The organism is Paraburkholderia bannensis (assembly GCF_014200455.1).
Lineage (GTDB): Bacteria > Pseudomonadota > Gammaproteobacteria > Burkholderiales > Burkholderiaceae > Paraburkholderia > Paraburkholderia bannensis_A.
In genome coordinates, this window is sequence record NZ_JACHBW010000002.1 from 550,564 (window position 1) to 569,327 (window position 18,764).

14 protein-coding genes are annotated in these 18,764 nt (G+C 65.1%); 10 read left to right on the forward strand and 4 right to left on the reverse strand.

What is annotated here, in order from left to right; genetic code table 11:
• Positions 1–8: 8 nt before the first annotated feature.
• A complete protein-coding gene (locus F4827_RS05585; protein WP_183722625.1) occupies positions 9–923 on the reverse strand; it encodes a LysR family transcriptional regulator in 915 nt (304 codons plus the stop codon).
• A 130-nt stretch (positions 924–1,053) separates the two neighbouring features.
• Between F4827_RS05585 and F4827_RS05590 the strand changes: the two genes are divergently transcribed.
• From F4827_RS05590 to F4827_RS05610, 5 genes are all read left to right on the forward strand, one after another.
• Complete coding sequence (locus F4827_RS05590; RefSeq protein ID WP_183722627.1) at positions 1,054–2,406, forward strand: MFS transporter; 1,353 nt, start codon at positions 1,054–1,056, stop codon at positions 2,404–2,406.
• A gap of 286 nt (positions 2,407–2,692) precedes the next feature.
• Positions 2,693–3,340, forward strand: a complete 648-nt coding sequence (locus F4827_RS05595; protein ID WP_183722629.1) for a response regulator transcription factor — start codon at positions 2,693–2,695, stop codon at positions 3,338–3,340.
• A complete protein-coding gene (locus F4827_RS05600) occupies positions 3,337–4,122 on the forward strand; it encodes a response regulator transcription factor (protein ID WP_183722631.1) in 786 nt (261 codons plus the stop codon). The genes F4827_RS05595 and F4827_RS05600 overlap by 4 nt, the downstream gene beginning before the upstream one ends.
• Before the next feature lie 251 nt (positions 4,123–4,373).
• Positions 4,374–5,114 (forward strand): aquaporin, encoded by a 741-nt coding sequence (locus F4827_RS05605; RefSeq protein WP_183722633.1) that lies wholly within the window; start codon positions 4,374–4,376, stop codon positions 5,112–5,114.
• 8 nt (positions 5,115–5,122) lie between these two features.
• On the forward strand, positions 5,123–9,829 hold the full coding sequence (locus tag F4827_RS05610) for an ATP-binding protein (RefSeq protein WP_183722635.1): 4,707 nt from the start codon (positions 5,123–5,125) through the stop codon (positions 9,827–9,829).
• Between the two features lie 241 nt (positions 9,830–10,070).
• Here the strand turns inward: F4827_RS05610 and F4827_RS05615 are convergent, their stop codons facing one another.
• On the reverse strand, positions 10,071–11,033 hold the full coding sequence (locus tag F4827_RS05615) for a LysR family transcriptional regulator (protein ID WP_260174980.1): 963 nt from the start codon (positions 11,031–11,033) through the stop codon (positions 10,071–10,073).
• Positions 11,034–11,459: 426 nt separating this feature from the next.
• On the opposite strand from F4827_RS05615, the gene F4827_RS05620 reads away from it, so the two are divergent.
• The 3 genes from F4827_RS05620 to F4827_RS05630 all read left to right on the forward strand — a co-directional run bounded on the left by F4827_RS05620 (position 11,460) and on the right by F4827_RS05630 (position 14,318).
• Positions 11,460–12,575: a porin gene (locus F4827_RS05620; protein WP_183722637.1), complete on the forward strand. Its 1,116-nt coding sequence runs from the start codon at positions 11,460–11,462 to the stop codon at positions 12,573–12,575.
• 282 nt (positions 12,576–12,857) lie between these two features.
• Complete coding sequence (locus F4827_RS05625) at positions 12,858–13,292, forward strand: CHRD domain-containing protein (RefSeq protein ID WP_183722640.1); 435 nt, start codon at positions 12,858–12,860, stop codon at positions 13,290–13,292.
• A gap of 18 nt (positions 13,293–13,310) precedes the next feature.
• Entirely contained in the window at positions 13,311–14,318 is a 1,008-nt protein-coding gene (locus tag F4827_RS05630) for an alpha/beta hydrolase (RefSeq protein ID WP_183722642.1), read from the forward strand.
• Here F4827_RS05630 and F4827_RS05635 read toward each other — a convergent pair.
• The gene (locus F4827_RS05635) at positions 14,288–15,127 is read right to left on the reverse strand and encodes an EcsC family protein (RefSeq protein ID WP_183722644.1); all 840 of its coding nucleotides are present in this window, start codon (positions 15,125–15,127) and stop codon (positions 14,288–14,290) included. The two genes, F4827_RS05630 and F4827_RS05635, sit on opposite strands and share 31 nt — an antisense overlap.
• Before the next feature lie 118 nt (positions 15,128–15,245).
• Between F4827_RS05635 and F4827_RS05640 the strand changes: the two genes are divergently transcribed.
• Together F4827_RS05640 and F4827_RS05645 are read left to right on the forward strand one after the other, a co-directional pair.
• Positions 15,246–16,841 carry an MDR family MFS transporter gene (locus F4827_RS05640; RefSeq protein WP_183722646.1) on the forward strand — a complete coding sequence of 532 codons (1,596 nt, stop codon included), beginning with the start codon at positions 15,246–15,248 and terminating at the stop codon, positions 16,839–16,841.
• 89 nt (positions 16,842–16,930) lie between these two features.
• Complete coding sequence (locus F4827_RS05645) at positions 16,931–17,386, forward strand: MarR family winged helix-turn-helix transcriptional regulator (protein WP_183722648.1); 456 nt, start codon at positions 16,931–16,933, stop codon at positions 17,384–17,386.
• Between the two features lie 24 nt (positions 17,387–17,410).
• Here the strand turns inward: F4827_RS05645 and F4827_RS05650 are convergent, their stop codons facing one another.
• Positions 17,411–18,703, reverse strand: coding sequence for an amino acid deaminase (locus F4827_RS05650; protein WP_183722650.1), 1,293 nt, complete (start codon positions 18,701–18,703; stop codon positions 17,411–17,413).
• Positions 18,704–18,764: the final 61 nt, after the last annotated feature.

Genomic DNA, 18,764 nt, shown 5'->3' on the forward strand with positions numbered 1-18,764 from the left:
CCGCTCCTCTAGCCGAGCAGGGCCGCGAGCGCCTCGCGCGCATGACTCACCTGCGGGTTCTCGCCGGGCCGCCCCGGCAAGAGATGAAACTCCGCCGCCGGCAACGCCGGCAGCCCGAACGAAGCGGGGCAGGCCTCCACGCCGTCGCCAATCGCCGATTCGTTCAGACACGAAATCCCCAATCCCGCCTTGAGCGCCAGTTGCAGACCGGCCACGCCCGACGCCGAATGCGAAATCAGATACGGCATGCGCGCGCGTTCCAGCAGCTTCACCACATAGCGCTGCAATTGACACGTCGACGGCAACAGCACCAGCGGCCACGGCGGCGCGAGCGAGCCATGCTCGCGCAGCGTTTCGCGCGCGCCGACCCACACCAGCTTCTCGCGCCGGATCACGGTGCTCTGGCGCGCGCCCGCTGCGCTGCCCGGGGTTGCGGCGCGGTTCGCGCGACTGGACGGCGCATCGACCATGCGCAGCGACAGGCCGATATCGAACATGTCGTCGTGCGCGCCCGCATCGATCACGGCGCTCGGCAGCACCGTCACATGCAGGCGCAGGCGCGGATGCTGGCTGGCGAAGCGCCGGATGATGGCGGCCACGTCGTGCGGCCGGTAGTAATCGGTGATGGCCAGGCGCAGCTCGCCGTCGAGCGAGCGCCCAAGCATGTCGTCGAAGGCGGCGTCGCACATCGCCACGATGCGGCGCGCATGCTCCACGAGTTTCGCGCCCGCCGGCGTAGGCGCGACGCCTTGCTTGCTGCGCACGAACAGCGGCTGGCCGATGCGTTCTTCGAGCTTCTTCAACTGTTCGCTCACGGAGGACTGCGAAAGAAATACGCGCTCCGCAGCGCCCGAGACGCTGCCTGCTTCCGTCACGGCGAGGAAAGTGCGCAATTGCGCGAGATCGAGACCGCGTGCGTTCATGTTGAAGCTGTCCGTGCATTCTGCATTTTATGTTTCGGTAAATCCGATCATGTCGATTGGATATTCCCGCTTTTCCGATAGATGGTGCGCCCTTAGCATGGCCGCAGTCAATGCATTTCTGGAGGCGGACATGGCTTGCTCAGGGGAACACGCGACGGGGCGCGCGGCGTCGCATCGCTGGAAGGTGCTGGGTGTCGGCGTTGCAGCCAATGCGAGTTTTGCGGCGGCGTTTTCGGGGATTCCCGCCACTGCGGTGTGGTTGCGCCACGCCTACGCCATCAGCACGGGGGAGCTGGGCGTTGTGCTGGGCATGCTCGGGCTTGGCATCGTGCTCAGCGAGTTGCCCTGGGGACTGCTGACGGATCGCTGGGGCGACCGGCGCGTGCTGCTGCTGGGGCTGGCTTCGACGATGGCGGCGCTGGTTGCGATGGCGGCATGGGGCGCGCCGTCCCGCGGCCATGTGCCAAGTCCGCAGGCGCTGGCGGCGGGCTTTCTCGCAATTGGACTGCTGGGCGGCAGCGTCAATGGATCGAGCGGGCGGGCCGTGATGGCCTGGTCCGGGCCTGGCGAGCGCGGCCTCGCGATGAGTATCCGGCAGACGGCAGTCCCCTCGGGCGCCGCTATCGGCGCGTTGCTGTTGCCGGCGCTCGCGGCCCATGCGGGCTTCGCGTGGGTGTATGGCGCACTCGCGGCAATGTGTCTTCTGTCTGCAATCCTTACGATTTTGTGGGTGCGCGAGCCTGACGTGCTTCCGCATGAGGCAACGGCAACGGGCACGATCGCTGCCGTGGTGACGGCGCGCTCGCCGTTGATGCGCGCGCAGGTCTGGCGCATGGTCGGCGGCATCGCGGCGCTGTGCATTCCGCAGGTTGCCGTGATCACGTTCGCGAGCGTTTTTCTCCACGATTTCGGCCATGCGGGTGCTGCGGTGGCAGGCGGGGCGCTCGCATCGGTGCAGCTCGGTGCGGCGGTCATGCGCGTCTGGAGCGGCCGATGGACCGACCGGCGTGCGAACCGCAATGAATATCTGCGTGCGTGCGCAGCGCTCACGGTTGCGCTTTTCGCTTTGCTGGCCGCGGCGACGGCATGGTGCGCTCACACAGTTCATGGGGCGCCGGGCATGCCGCTGTTCGGCACGATCGGACTTTTGATCCTGCTGGTGGCGGGCGGCATCGCCGCGTCCGCGTGGCACGGCGTGGCATTCACCGAACTGGCCACGCTCGCGGGGCATGGCCGTGTGGGCAGCGCGCTCGCGATGGGCAACACGGGCGCGTTCATTGCGTTCTGGCTCGCACCATCCGTCATTCCGATGCTGCTGGCGGGCACCGGTTGGCCGTCCGTGTGGCTGGCGGCGGCGGCGTGTGGCGCGCTCGCGTGGCCGGCATTCGCGCGCGCGCCTGCCAACCGGCTGCAGATGGATGGCGCGATTGACGTTGTCGCGCGGCCAGCTGGACGCAAGACCGGCAAGCGCGCCGTTGTTTGAGGCGCGCGATAGAAAAAGTGCGGGAGCGGTGAGCAGGAACGTCGTGAAATTTACCTCTATCTAATGCGCATAATCTGGCAATTGTTGATTTTTGGTTGAAATCTGCTGATTAGGAAATTTCCTATTCTGGCGTTCTTTAATCAATGTTCAGATGGTGCTTTCAGAAAGGTTGCGTGCGATGCAACGACATGCAGCGACATGCAACGACGAAAATGATGCGGCCGGGTGAGGGTTCGGGCACGCATCGGCCGATCCGATACCCCTACAACATCGAGAGAGAGCCACCTTGAAGCTCAGAGTCGTCCTTGCTGACGATCATCCATTCGTATTGCTCGGTGTGCGTTCCGCGCTTGAGGCGGCAGGCGATATTCATGTCGTCGGCGAAGCGTCCGGCCCGAGCGCTCTTTTCTGCACGCTCGAAAAAGTGCCGTGCGATATCGTGCTCACCGATCTCACGATGCCAGGCGAGCCAGGCGCATCGCAAGACGGGCTCACCCTTGTTCGTCGCCTGCGGCGCGACTGGCCAGAATTGCGCACCGTCGTGCTCACCAGCATTGCCAATGTCGCCATCCTGCGCGCCGTCATGAACACTGGCGTGACCGCGCTGATCCGCAAAAGCGAGCCGATGGACGAGCTGGTGGCGGCGGTGCGCGGCGCGGGCAACGGGCTGCGCTACGTGAGCCGCTCGATCCTCGACGAACTGGCGGCGACGGGCACGGAGCGCACCGAAGGCATGCGCGCGCGCCGTCTTTCGCCACGCGAATCGGAAGTCATCCGTCAATTCGTGCGCGGCCGCACGATCACCGAAATCGCCCGCACGCTCGAACGCGATGTGCGCACGGTGAGCCGCCAGAAGCGCGACGCCATGGCGAAGCTCGGCGTGAGCAATGACGCAGGATTATTCGCGTTCGTCCGCGCTCACGGTTTGCTATGAAGACCCCGTCTTCGGTCCAGGCCGCCGTATGGCCAGCGAAAGCCGGTGCGGAGCCGAACCAGGAGCGCGGCGCGCGCGAGCCTACCCCAAACGACGCCGATTCCGATGCCGCGCAACCGGCGCAACCGCTCAGGCTGCTCGTCGCGGACGATCATCCTCTCGTGCTCTTCGCGCTCGACAACCTGATCGCCGCACAGACGAACATGCGCATCGTCGCGCGCGCGCAGACTATGGGGCAGCTTTTCGAGATCGCGGCGCACCATGCCTTCGATCTTGTCCTGATGGATCTGCACATGCCCAGCGACGGCTGCGAGGGGGGGCACGAAGCGATCCGCGCCTTCCAGCGCGAGCACGCGGGCAAGCCCGTCGTCGTGCTGACGATGGACGACGACGCCAAAGTGCTGCGCGGTGCGCTCGACCTCGACGTTGGCGGCCTGCTCAGCAAGCGCGACCGCATCGACCTGATTCCCGTCGCGCTTGCCTCGGCGATGGTGCAGGAGCAATACGTCGGGCCGTCCGTGCGAGACCTGCTTGAAAGGGCCTCGCGCGAGGAACGGCGTGCACATGTTCATAGGGTGCTGTCGCGGCGTGAATACGAAGTCCTGTCGCATTACGCCACCGGTCTGGGCGTGACCGGGATCGCCAGGTTGCTCGGGCGCAGCGTCAAGACCATCAGCGCGCAGAAGTGCGCGGCCATGAAGAAACTCGCGCTCAGCAGCGATATCGAGCTTTACCGGTTCGCGGTCGAGTGCGGCGTCGTGCCCCCGGAAGATACTGAATAAGCTTCGAATAAGCGTCGAGGCTTGTCTGTCAGAAATAGCCGTCGGATTGACTCGCGCACAGCCGCTCCGATTTCCTCGCATTTTCAGAGTTGTCCTATCTGATCGGGCGTTACGCCTGACCATAATTTTCAGTCGCGCAGCGCGAACTGTTGGGTAGCTTCAGGTCAGCTCGACTATTCCGATCTTGTTTCCAACAGGGCCGCGAGCTCAGTGGCAGCTTGCGCGCGGCAACTGGAAGGGGACACAGAACGATGAAGCTTGGCGAGCGATTGGCGGTCGAGGCCGCAGGCACGGCATGGCTCGTGTTCGTGGGCTGCGCGAGTACGGCGCTCAATACCAGCGCACCTGCGCAGGGCTGGAATGTCTTCGACATGGCCGCTGCCTTCGGCCTTGCGCAGGCCGTAGCGGCTTACGCGTGCGGCCGCGCATCCAGCGCCCACTTCAACCCCGCCGTCACGATCGGCTATGCCATTGCCGGGCGCTTTCCCACGCGCGACGTCGCCCCTTATATCGCCGCACAAACCGTTGGCGCGCTCGCGGGCGCCTCGCTGCTTGCGGTCGTTGCGAGCGGACGGCCCGGCTTCGATTTCATGGTTTCGGATTTCGGCAGCAACGGCTATGCGGAACATTCGCCAGGCGAGTATGCGTTCGGCGCCGTGCTCGCCGTCGAACTCACCATGACGTTCGCTTTCGTGCTCATCCACCTTGTGATGTCCGGCTCGGAACGACGTCGCCGCGCAGCCCCGGCAGCGCTCGGCGCGTGCCTGACAGCGGTCAGTCTGATCGCGATTCCGGTCAGTAACGGCGGCATGAACCCGGCGCGCTCGACCGGGTGTGCGTTCTTCGTCGGCGACTGGGCGCTCGATCAACTGTGGCTATTCTGGGCCGCGCCGATGCTCGGCGGGATCGCCGCGGGCTGGCTTCACCGTTATGCGACGCGCCGCCGTCGCCGTATTGCGCCCGGTTCGGGCGGCCCGTTCGGCGGAGCCTGAGCCGCTTCATGAGCGCGCCGCCATGTGCCTCGCCGGTTGCCTTGCGGTCCACGCTGCGTGATTTCGCGCACGCGTGCGTGCTGTGCGTGATGATGGCGCTGGCATTGGCCGGTGTGCAGGTTCCGCGCCCGGCGTTGGCCGCGCAGACCGTCGCCTCGTCTGCGAGCGCGGGCGCAAAAACGGGCTCACAGACGGGCGCGCACACGGGCGCAAGCGGCTTGCCAGCCACATTGCGTGTCGGCATTGTCGCGGGCGGCTGGCCGCCGCTCGAATTTCTCGACGGCGACACGGTGAACGGTTTCAGCGCGGACTACCTGCGTCTGCTCGCAGGTCCTGGCGTGCGGCTCGTGCCGCAGGTCTATCCGGACATGAGCGCGCTGCTGGCGGGCGCTTGCGCCGCCGAAATCGATATCGTCATGAGCATCGCGCGCCTGCCGCAGCGCGAACGCTGCCTCGCCTTTACGGTGCCGTATCTGAGCGGCAACAGCGCGTTCGTCACGCGCATCGGCAGCGAGGCGTACGCGAATCCGGCGCAGCGTCTCGCGCACGCCCGCATCGCCGTCGAACGCGGCTATGCGCTAGAAACGATCCTGCGCAAGCGCTTCGCGCAAGCCGATATCGTCGTGTTCCCGGATACCCGCGCCGCGCTGCTCGCACTCGCCCAGGGGCGCGCCGACGTCTATGCCGGATTTGCTCCGGTCGTGCATTACCTGCTTTCTCTCGCTGCCTGGCGTGGGCTGCGCGTCGCCTACGAGGAAGGCTATACGGTGCGCGAACTGCGCTTTGGCGTGCCGCTCGCGAGGCAGGCGTTGCGTGACCAGTTGAACGTCGCGGCGGGCGGCGTGCGGCCAGCGGCTGCGGCCGCGCTGCGCGTGCGCTGGCTGGGCAGCGGAGCCGACCCGGGCCGCGAGGCGCACAGCGACGGCCCGCGCGCCTCGCCGCTCGTGCTCGATCCGGCCGAGCGCGCATGGCTGCATTCGCTGCCGCCCTTGAAAGTGGGCTTCGATCCGGCATGGCAGCCGTTCATCTTCACGAGCGGGCACAACCGCACCACGGGTATGTCGAACGACTATCTCGACTATCTGGCCCGCGCGCTTGGCGTTGCCTTCGAGCGCGTGCCCGTTGCGAAATGGGGGGATGCCGACGCCGCCTTGCGGCGCGGCGATCTGGCGATGCTGGCCTCAGCGGGGGGCGATGGCGGCCTGAGTCCCGACACTCTTTACACGCGCGCGATCGAACACTATCCGCTCGTGATCGTGGGCCGCCGCGACGAGCCGATGGCGCGCGATGCGCGCGAACTCGCCAATCGGCGCATCGTGCTCGCGCCGCATGCGCCATCGGCGCAGCAGTTGTTCGGCGACGCGCTTCCGGTGCGCGTCGAACGCGCCGTAACGCTCGATGCGGGTCTCGCCCAGGTCCAGCGCGGCGACGCCGATCTGCTGGTGGGCAACGCCGCTGCGCTTGATGCACCGCTGAGCCGTCAATATCTCGAATCGCTGAAAGTGGTCGGCGCGTCAGGCACCGACGAATCGACAACCTTCGCGGTGCGCCGCGATCTTGCTCCGCTCAATGCGCTGATCGATCGCGCGTTGGACGCGATGTCGCCCGTCGAACAGCAGGAAATCCGCAATCGCTGGACGGCCGCCGCGCTCGAGCGCCGTGGTGGCTGGAGCATGAACGCGCTGCGGCTGCTGCCTTTCGTGATCGCCTTCGGCGTGGTGCTTCTCGTGACGCTGCGCGCCTACATTCTGTTGCAGCGGGAGATGCGCGGGCGACGCCGCGCGGAGCAGGTGCTGGCGAGGCAGGTCGAACTGCAGGACACCATGACGGAGATGATCCCGTACCCGCTCGGCGCGCGGGATCTGGAAAACCGCTATCTGGCGGTGAATCGTGCCTATGAGGAGATGACCGGCCTGCAGCGCGGCGAGGTACTGGGCCGCACCGGCGCGGCGGTGGCCGCATGGGGCGAGGAAAACAGCCGCCGCGTGGATGCGCTGTACGCAAAAACGATCGACGAAGGTGAGAGCCAGCGGGTCGAATTCGTGTTCGACGCGCCAGTTGGGCAGGGCGTGCCGGAGGGCGGCCGGCGGCATGGCATCTTCTGGACGCGCCTGTGCCGCGACGCTCGCAATGCGCCGTACTGCGTGCTGGGCACGATGATCGACATCACCGATATCCGTCGCGCCGAAATGCGCGCGCGCGCGTCCGAGCGGCTGCTCTCGGATGTCACGGGGTCGCTTCCGGCGATCGTGTTCCAGCTGCGGCGCAGCGCCAACGGGCAGTACACCTTCCCCTACCTTGGCGGCGATACGCAACGTCTGCTCGGCGAAGCGGCCACGCAACTCATGCGCACCCGCGTGCAGGATCTGTCGCGCGTGCATCGCGGCGATCGCGCGCGGCTTGCGGCGGCGCTCGAACGATCGGCACGCCTGCTTGCGCCGGTCAACGTCGAATTCCGTTTTCACGGCGCCACCGGGCTGCTGTGGGCGCGCGCGGAGTTCATGCCGCGCCGCGCCGAAGGCGGCGTGGTCGTGTGGAGCGGCTACGCCGTGGACGCCAACGTCGAACACACCCGTGCGGCCGAGCTGTCGCGCGCTCGCGATCTGGCCGAAGCCGCCTCGCGCGCGAAAGACGACTTTCTCGCCATGATGAGCCACGAAATCCGCACGCCGATGAATGGCGTGCTCGGTCTCGTGGAGGTGTTGGAGCGCACGCCGCTCAATCCCGACCAGACGCAGATGGTCGGCATGGTGCAGGAATCGGCGGGCGCGCTGCTACAGATCCTCGACGATCTGCTCGATTATTCGAAGATCCAGGCGGGGCGGCTGGTGATCGGTTCCGAGCCGTTCAATGTGCGCGAACTGGTCGATAGCGCCGTCGGCTTGCTGGCGGGACGCGCGCACGAAAAGGGCCTCAAGGTGCGCGTGGACGTCGGCGCGGGCGTGGCTGCGCAGTTGCGCGGCGACAGCGTGCGGCTGCGGCAGATTCTCTTCAATCTGCTCAGTAATGCGATCAAGTTCACGCCGCATGGCGAGGTCAATGTGACGGTGTCCGCGAGCGCGGTGGATGGCATTGCTGGCGGGGCCCGAGGGCAGCGCCAGAGCCTGTCGATTTCCGTCGCCGATACCGGCATCGGCATCGCCCAGCAAGCTCAGGCGCAGTTGTTCGAGCCCTTCGTGCAGGCAGAAACGTCGACGACGCGGCGCTTTGGCGGCACGGGGCTGGGACTCACGATCTGCCGCAAGCTGGCGGCGCTGATGGGCGGCAGGCTCGAACTGCGCAGTGAGATTGACCGCGGCACCTGCATGACGCTCCATATCGAATTGCCCGTCGAGACGCTGACGAGCGACGCGGACGGCCTGCGCGGCAAGCGCGCGATTGTGCTGTGCGACGACGTGCCGGTTGCCGAAGCATTGATGCACCTTGGCGTGGCGCTTGGCATGAAGATGTCGCGCATCGGGGCGACGCAGTCGACGCAATCGAAGCCATCTAAGCAACCGAAGCAATCGAAGCAATCGAGGCAACCGAAAAAAGCGGGGCAGGTGCCTGCCGGGCAGCGCTCCGAACTGCAGGCGCTGCGCAAGCTGGCGCAGCGAGGCGATGTCGACCTCGTGTTCGCGGTGGAGGCGTTGGCTGGCGAACTTGTCGATCTGCGCGTGCCGGTTATCCGCCTGACCGAAAACCCCAAGCCCAGCGGTTATCGGGTGGCGGAAAGCGGTGTGCGCGTGAGCGTCAACCCGCTTTCCTGGCACGGACTAGGCGCCGCCTGTGCCATGGCGATTGCCGGCCTGCCCGCGATGGCGGCGCGCCCCGCCGCTCCCGCCGAAGCGGCGCTGGTTGCCCCCGGGCGCGAAAGGGAATGCGCGGCGGGCCGACTGATCCTGGTTGCCGAAGATCATCCCGTGAATCAGGAACTGATCCGGCATCAGCTTGCGCTGCTGGGTTTCGCCTGCGATGTGGTCGACGATGGCGCGCAGGCGCTGGAGGCGCTCAGGCGCACGCGCTATGGCTGCCTCATCACCGATTGCCATATGCCGAACGTCTCGGGCTACGACCTCGCGCGCAGCGTGCGTGAAATGGAGTTCAAGCGGGATCGGCGCGAGGGTCCGACGCTGGTCAACACGGCGCGCCTGCCCATTCTGGGCATCACGGCAAACACCGCTCCCGAAAACCTGCGCCTGTGCCGCGAAGCCGGTATGGACGATTGCCTGATCAAGCCCACGCGCGTGGCGACGCTGCGCGAGCATCTGGCGCGCTGGTTCGGCGCGGAGAACGCTCATCGTGTGGCGCTGGAGGGGGGTGAAGGACGCAGCGCGGGAGAGGAGCAAGGCAGCATCGGCGGCACGGCGGCAGTCAACGAAATTGCGCGCGAGGGCGAGCCGCTCGATCTCGCGCACATGATCCAGGTGTGGGGCAGCGAAGCGACGGTGAAGACGCTGCTTGGTTCGTTCGTGAGCGCGGTGCGCGAGGATATCGACTCGCTGCCGGCCTTGCTGGAGGTCGTTGAAGTAGCGCGTCTACGCGAATGGCATCATCGGCTCGCGGGCGCCGTGGGCGTGCTGCAGTATCCGGCGCTGCTCGCCGTGCTCGAAACCTATCGCCGTCATATGAACTGTCATACGCCACAGCAACTGCGCGAAGAAGGCTTCGCGCTGATGCGAACCTGTCACGCCATGCTCGATGGCATCGAACAGCAGGCCGCGCTATTGCCGTGACGCCTGTTCGTGCCCGCGCTTCACTCAAGATGATCCGAAGATGGCGCGAAACTGGCAGCTCTGTCAGATACCGGAAAAAGTCGGCGAGCGCGCGATAAAAAGGGGAAAAACAGGCGAAAAACAGGCAAAAAAAACGCGGCCGGAGCCGCGTTCAAGCTTGGAGACCCTTCGATGAAGAGTCACTTCTCGCAAGACGAAGCATAGTTCGCGAGCCTCCAAAAATCGAGATAAAAACGATCAATTAACTATTACACGTTGTGCTGATAATCGCCTGGCGCGTGACTTCGTTCTGCCGAAACCAGTCCACCGTGAAATCGACGAACGAACGTGTTTTTGCCGGAACGTGGCGGCGGCCGGGATAGACCAGCGAGAGTTCCTTGTCTGCGTCGCGGATTTCATAACCGGCAAGCACGCGCTTGAGCGCGCCTTGCGCGAGATCGGCGGCCACCTGAATGGCCGGCAGGATCGTGATGCCCATGTCCGCGAGCGCCGCCTGCCGCAGCATTGCCGAGTTGTTGACGGCGTAGACCGGTTCGATCCGCACGGGCACGCGCGCGCCACTGGCGTCGTCGAAATGCCATTCGTTGCCGTGAATGTCCGCCGACGGTGCGAGCAGCGTGTGTTGCGCAAGTTCCGCTGGATGCAAGGGGGCGCGATGCGCGGCCAGATAGGCGGGCGAGGCTACGGCAACCGGTGCGACGCTCACGAGCGGACGCCGGATCAGCGTGCCGCCGCTCACCTGGCGCGGCGCGACGATTCCCACGTCGAAGCCTTCTTCGATGAGATCGACGGGGCGATGCAACAGCGTGAGGGTGAGACGCACCAGACCGAAAGTGGCGAGATATTGCCGGAGCAGCGGCGTGAGGCCGTGCAGCGAAAACGACGCATGTGCCACCACGCGCAAGGTGCCCGAAGGCACCGAGACGCCGTGCGCGATCTGTGTTTCGGCGCGTTCGAGATCCTCCAGGACTTGCCGACACGTCTGAGCGTAGCTGCTGCCCGCTTCGGTTAGCGAAATACTGCGCGTGTTGCGATTGATGAGCCGCGTATTGAGATGCGCTTCAAGCAGCGCGATGTAACGCGTGACCACGGCATTCGACATGTTGAGGCTGGCGGCGGCGCGGCCAAACGAACCGTTATCCGCAACGCTCACGAATACGCGCATGGCCTGCAGCTGATTGATGGTCTTGGGACGCGTCGACATGACATGCAGCAGCGCGGCAAAGCGCCGTTGTCCAGAAAGTGAATGGCGAGAGTCGCCGGATAGTACCGGTACGAACAGGCGCAGTTAATAGGATGCGTCTTAATCCATCGCTGTCCTGAAATTTGTGCGTTGCATTGTGACAACGATATATCGGGATAGGTTTTCGCGGGCGGATTGAATCTGAAAATTTGAGATTGATTGAACGCGTTATGCATCAAGCCATTGCGCGTTTCACGACGACACTATTCGACTTCTTCGAAAAGCTTTTTGTGCCGCTGCGGGATGGCCGCGCTAAAAGTGATGCCAATAAACTTCGGCTTGCAAATTAAAGCGGCGTCGTGTTTGCGACGTGGGACACGGCGCGCCAGCGTACTGCCGGCGAATGTGTACACCCCGGCAAAATTGTTTTACACCGAAGGAATCGTTATGAAAAAGAGTCTGGTTATCGCGGCCGCAGTCGCGGCTACTTTCGCATCGGCGTCGTATGCACAAAGCAGCGTGACGCTCTACGGCGTCGTCGATGCCGGTTTCACCTATACGACCAACATCGGCGGCAAGGCTGACTACGCCATGACGAGCGGCAACGTTCAGGCAAGCCGTTGGGGCCTGCGCGGCGTTGAGGACCTGGGCGGCGGGCTCAAGGCGATCTTCACCCTCGAAAGCGGTTTTGACGTCATGAACGGCAGGCAGAATGGCAGCCTGTTCAATCGTCAATCGTATGTCGGTCTGTCGCAGGCGCAATACGGCACGGTGACGTTCGGCCGCCAGTTTGACTCGGTGGTCGACTACGTTGGTCCGCTGACCGCGGTCGGCACCTGGGGCGGCACCTACATGGCGCACGTGCTCGACAACGACAACGGTAACGCCACCTTCTCGCTCAACAACGCTGTCAAGTACACGAGCGGCAACCTCTCGGGCTTCCAGTTCGGCGGCGCGTATGCGTTCTCGAACCAGGCTGGCGGCTTCGCCAACAACCGCGCTTACAGCGCAGGTATGAGCTACAACTACGGCGGCCTGCGTCTGGGCGCTGCCTACCTGCAGGCGCAAGGCCTCGACCGCGGCAATGCGGGTGGCGCGATCGTCGGCGCACCGCTCGTCGGCGCGATCAACGATACGTATCGCCAGCGCACTTGGGGTGCCGGCGCAAGCTACGCCTACGGCCCGATGGTCGGCGGCGTGGTCTTCACGCAGTCGCGTCTGAGCGCAAGCAACAATGCCGCGCGCTTCAACAACATCGAAGCCAACGTGCGTTACAACCTGACGCCGGCGCTGGCCATCGGCGGTATGTACACGTACACGAACGCGCTTGGCAACGCCATCGACTCGGGCACGGGTAGCCGCTCGGCGCACTGGAACCAGTTCGGCCTGCAAGCCGACTACGCGCTGTCGAAGCGCACCGACGTCTACCTCGAAGGCGTGGGCGTGTGGGGCGCAGGCCAAAATGCAGTTGGCCTGACGGAAGTCGGCTACACCTCGGACGGCGGTATCTCGTCGTCGAAGAACCAGGGCATCGTCTCGACGGGTATCCGTCACCGCTTCTAATCGGAGCGCATCGTGCGGCCGGGCATCGAATCGGGCCGCACACGAAGCTGGGTAGCAAAGTAGAAGGTAGTACTTGGGTTCAGAGCGCCGTTCGCGGCGCTCTTTTTTTGCCTGCGTTTTACCGGGATATTCCCAGCGTTGCGCCGCGAGAGGCAACGACGCTGCAAACGTCATCGGCGGATTTGCTCTAGCATGTGGCTACGCGACTGCGGCCGGGGAATCCTTTCAGTTAGTCCTTTCGGTTTGCTCTGGTGCGGCGCGTCACAACAACGGAGAAATCCCATGAAAGCGCTTCGCCCGCTCCAGCTTGCTCTCGCTCTGTGTGTCCTCGCTTCCGGCGCGGCCTTCGCCGATACCGTCGCGCTCAAGGCGGATCTCGAACCGTCCAGTGAAGTGCCGCCGCGTGTGAGTCACGGCCACGGCATGCTCAACGCCACCTTCGACACCTCCAGCAAATCGCTGAACTGGACTGTCACTTATGAAGGCCTGTCGACGCCGGTGACGGCCGCGCACTTCCACGGTCCCGCGCCGGTTGGCCAGAATGCGGGCGTGCAGGTGCCGATTCCCAAGGGCGAACTGGCGAGTCCGATCAAAGGCAGCGCCACGCTCAACGACAAGCAGGTCACCGATCTGATGGCCGGCCAGTGGTACTTCAACGTGCACACGCAACAGAATCCGTCGGGCGAGATTCGCGGTCAGGTTTTGCCGGCGAACTGATCGCCGGCGAGCCGATTCATGAGCCTGCAAAGCCGCTTCATCTGCTGGTGGCTGCGCCGCCGCTTCTTGCCGGTGACGCGCCGTCCCATCGATGTCGCGCGCACGCGCGTCAATACGCAGAAGCGCGTGTGGCTGCCGCCCGTGCCGGCTGGCTGGCAGTTGCGAGAGCAGTATCGTGACGTCGATGTGCCGCTGCGCGGCGAATGGCTCGTGCGCGAGGGCGGTGCACCGCGCACGATTCTCTATCTGCATGGCGGCGGCTATTACTTCTGTTCGCCCAGAACGCATCGCGCGATCACGTATGGCCTCGCCACGCGCGCCGATGCCGATGTCTTTTCGCTCGACTATCGGCTTGCGCCCGAGCATCCCTTTCCGGCCGCGCTCGACGATGCGCTGGCGGCCTACCGCCGTTTGCTCGCCGATGGCGTGCGGGCCGATTCGCTCGTGATCGCCGGCGATTCGGCGGGCGGCGGTCTGGCGCTGGCGACGCTCGTGGCCTTGCGCGATGCCGGCGGCGCGCTGCCGGCGGGGGCGTTGCTCTATTCACCGTGGACCGATCTTGCCGTGACGGGCGCGTCGATCCGCGAAAACGATGGCCGCGATCCGATGTTCTGCGGCGATGTCTTCGCGCGTGTGGCGGCGATGTATCTGGGGGACGCGAACCAGACGCGCGCAACCGATCCCTACGTTTCCCCGCTCTATGCCGATTATCGCGGCTTGCCGCCGCTCTACATGCTGGCGGGCAGCACCGAGACGCTGCTCGACGATACGCGCCGCGTCGCGCAACGAGCGCGTGCGGCGGGCGTGCAGGTCGAATGCAATATTGCGCGCGGTCTGCCGCACATCTGGCCGATCTACGCACCGTTCATGCCTGAGGCGCGGCGTTCGCTCGACGATTCGGCGCGCTTCGTCCAGCGCGTGACCACCGTTGATACGACGGCGCGCGCACAGAAAGCGGCTTCATCGAGCCACGCGCCTCAATCACCCCAATCACCTCAATCCAGCGAGAGCTCGATCTCCTCGTAAGCCGCCTGCACGGCGGCTTCGCCGTACTGGCGTTCGAGCCGGCGCACCGTGAAATGCCCGTGCGCGACGTTCTGGAAGTGGTCGATGAAGACGGTGTTGACCATCGCGCCCAGCACCGCGCCGATCGCCGGAATCGATTTCGCCGCAACCTGCTCGCTGACCTGCACGGAAAAGCGCGCCGCGACCGTCTGCATGAGCTTGAGCAGCGCCGCCGAGCCATGCGCGGCGAAACCCTTGGCCGCCATCTCCGACGACGCCTTCGACACCGCCTGCGCCAGCGCGCCGCGCACCACGAAATAACCGAAGTCGGCTTCATCGTCCGAGGCCGAGCGTCCGCCCATGCCGAAAACGGTGAGGCACTGGAGTTGGGTGTCGGCGTGCGTGATGTCTTCGCCCTCGCTGCGCGCGATGTCGCAGATGGAGCGAAACATCAGCGTGGTCGTGACCGGCAATTCGACTGGTAGCGCGAACAGGCCGAATGCGCCGCCTGCTGCGCCCGTGGTCGCGACCGCGAACTTGTGCAGCAGGTTGCTGGGTTTGGCGGGCGCGACAGCGGCGAGCGAGTTCGCGTCCAGTTGCGCCTGCTTGCCGAGCGTCCTGAGCGCGAGTTGCAGGCACTTGCGCAGCGCGGCCTGGGTGGCGTCGTTGACCTTGTCGTTGGCCACGCCGGGTAGTTTCGCGATCAGCTTTTCAATCGGCGCGCCGACGATGGCGGCCAGTTTCATGCCGAGCGGCGGCGTTTCGAGTTCGTGTTTGGCGCGCCTGAGCGCGGCGAGATCGGCTTCGGAAAAATCGTTGAGTGACGCCATAAGTCTCCCGAAATACGGTGCGAAAGAGGCGGCCGGGGCCGCTTCACCCCAGTTTACCGAGGAACGGCCGTGCTAAGATGTGAATCCTTTGACGCGTCAATCGTTGCGGGATCAAAAAATGGCCGTTCATACTGCCGCCCATCACTCTAGCGCTCAGGTGTTGCCGTTCCGGGAGTCGCTGCTGGCGATGCTCGGCGTTTCTTTTGTCGCCATGCTGGTCGCGCTCGACCAGACCGTCGTCGGCACCGCCTTGCCGACCATCGTCTCCGAACTGCGCGGCTTCGAGCTGTACGCGTGGGTCGCCACGTCCTATCTGCTTACCTCGGTTATTACCGTCCCCATTTTTGGCAGGCTCGGCGATTACTACGGCCGCAAGCCGTTCGTGATCGCGTCGATCGTCGTGTTCACGCTGGCTTCGGTGCTGTGCGGCGCGGCCAGCAGCATGTCCTTCCTCGTGGTTGCGCGCGGCTTGCAGGGCATCGGCGGCGGCATGCTGGTGGGCACGGCGTTCGCCTGCATCCCCGATCTCTTCCCCGATTCGGTCGTGCGCCTGCGCTGGCAGGTGCTGATGAGTTCGGCGTTCGGCATCGCCAATGCGATCGGACCGTCGCTCGGTGGCTTTCTCACCCAGTACTACGGCTGGCGTTCGGTGTTCTACGTGAATCTGCCGGTCGGGCTGCTGTCGCTGTTCTTCGTCTGGCGTTATCTGCCGCATCTGCGCCATATCGCGCACAAGGAACGCATGCGGCTGGACTGGCCCGGCGCGCTGCTGATCGCCGTGGCGCTTGGCAGCCTGCAACTGTTCGTCGAGCGGTTGCCGGAGCATGGTCTATCGCTCGCGGCGATCGGGCTGCTGGCAATTGCGGCGGCCGCCGCGTTGGCGCTCTGGCAGTGGGAGCGGCGCTGTGCGCAGGCGATCCTGCCCGTCGACATGTTCCGCAACGCCAGCCTCAACGCGCTTTTCACGCTCGCCGTGCTGGGCGGCTTCACGATGTTCTCATTGCTGTTCTACGCGCCGCTGCTGTTCCAGGGCGGCTTCGGCATGTCGCCGAACGAGGCGGGCGTGGTCATCACGCCGCTGGTGGTGTTCATCACGATTGGCAGCATTGCGAACGGGCGCATCGTGTCGCGCATCCGCAATCCCAATCGCATGCTTTACGTCGGCTTCGCAATGCTCGCGTTCGCGTGCTTCGCGGTCGCGCTCGCGTCGCACAACACGCCGCGCGGGCTGCTGATGGCGGTGATGATCGTCGGCGGGCTGGGGCTGGGCTTCGTGATGCCGAACCTTACCGTATTCGCGCAACAGACCGCGGGCCGCGAGCATCTGGGCATCGCCACGGCGTTGCTGCAATCGCTGCGCATGATCGGCGGGATGATCGGCACGGCGCTGACTGGCACGCTGGTGACGCAGCTCTATTCGAGCGGCGTACACAAGGCGCTGGAGGCCGATGGCGCGCTGCACTGGTTCACGCAACTCGCCGATCCTCAGATTCTCATTAACCGGAACACACAGGGCGCACTCGTTGGCGAACTGGCCAAGGCCGGGCACAATGGCGCGCCGCTGCTCGAAGCCGCGCGCGAGGCGCTGGTGGGCGCGATTCATCTGGGTATCGCGCTGGCGGCGGTGGTGGCGCTGGTGTCGCTCTGGCAGACGCGCCGCGTGCCGCTCATCAAGTTGCAGCGCAAGGTCGAGCCGGTGATCCACGCCGATTGAGCCGGCACGCAACTACGCACGCAACTACGCACGCAGCTGCGCACGCAGAACGCAATCCGCGAATCAGAATTCAGGCAGGAAAACACCGCATGGAAGCACAGGACCGCATCGCCATCATGCAGCAATTCGGACGCACCTATCGTGCGTTCATGTCGGCGTTCGAGGCGCAGGTGGGGCATCCGCTGCCGCGCTGGCGCATCCTGCTGGCGTTGCACGAGCAGGACGGTGCGTCGTCGCAGAAGCGTCTGGTCGAGCGCTTGCGGGTGGACCCGGGCGCGCTCACGCGGCAACTGAAGCCGCTGGAGTCGCTGGGCTGGATCGCGCGCAGCGCCGACGAGCGCGACAATCGCATCACCAACGTCAAGCTGACGGCCGCGGGCCGCGAAGTGGTGGAAGCGGGGCTGCCGCGACGCAACGAGTTCCTGCGCGTGGCGATGTCGCTTCCCGACGAGGCGCTCACGGCGCTGTCGGCCGCGCTGAGCATGATGGAGGAACGCATTGGACTGGCGGCGCAGGCCGCCGATGCGAGCCGCGCCGCCGATTGAAACACGCAAGGCCTGAACAGGCGCTCAGAAGAACGTTTCGATCACTTCCGTCACGCGATACTTGCCGTCGACCATCAGCACCTGACGCCACTTGTCGAAAGTGAGGCAGGGGTGCGAGATGTCGAAGCCGATCATGTCGCCCACCTGAATATCCGCGCCTGCGGGAATCTGCAGATAGGCGTGCTGATCCATCATCTGGAACACTTCCCAGCCTTCTTTCGCGTCGATCTCTCGCGGCGCGCCGTGGACTTCGCCGTCGCGCGCCGGACGATAGTGACGCGACGGCTCCGGAAAGCCCGCATCGAACGCCGCATCGCGCTTGCCGAAGCCGATGATCGCGCGGCCCGGTTCCGGAATCGACTGCACATACGCCCAGAGTTGCAGCGCGGGCAACAGCGCCGTGCCCATTTCGCGCGCGACCGGATTGCGCGAAAGAATGTCCGACTGCGCCTTCTTGTAGACGCCCACGTCATGCGACAGATAGCAGCCGGGACGCAGGATGACGTCGATCGTGCCCGCCTTGGCCGCCTGGGCGAATTCCTCGGCGACGATGTCGTACCACGCCGATCCCGCACCCGAAAGCAGTGCCGGCGAGCGTGAAAAACGGTCCGCCGCCGCGAGTTCTTCGGTCACGTTGAGCGCGTCGCGCAGGAAGGTGCGCACTTCGCTTTCCTCCTTGAGCACGCCCTCGTAGATTTCCACGCCCGCCAGGGCAAGCGAATCCGGGTAACGTTCGATCGCTTCCAGCACGGCGCGGCGCGTGTCCGCGTCGCGCACGCCGGTGCGTCCGCGCGGCACGCCCAGTTCCAGCAGCACTTCCAGCTTGCGATTGGCCTTGCGGAAGAATTCGCCCAATTGCTCGACGCCTTCCACGGAATCGACGAGGCAAAAGAATTCGAAGGTCTGGTCGCTCAATAGCTCGGCGATGATCGCCATATTGCGGCGGCCCACCAACTGGTTCGCCATCAGCACGCGCGAAATGCCGCCGCGATAGGCCGCGCGCGTCTGATGCGCGGTGGCGAGCGTGATGCCCCACGCACCGCCGTCGATCTGGCGGCGGAACAGTTGCGGCGCCATCGTGGTCTTGCCGTGCGGCGCGAGTTTCACGCCGTAGCGCGTGACGAATTCCTGCATCCACTTGAGATTGTGCTCGACGCGATCCGCATACAGAACGGCGGCGGGCAGGCTCACGTCTTCGGCGAGCAGATTCCATTCGAGGCGCGCGGCGTCCCCCAGTGGCACGCTCGCGCCAGGCACGTTGCCGAGGCCCTTGCTGTTCGGGTCGATCGTCGCACTCTGATAGTTTGTAACTTTCATTTTCGTTCGCTCCATATTCTCCATAACGCCTTATATTACGGGATAGACAGCTTGTGGCGTT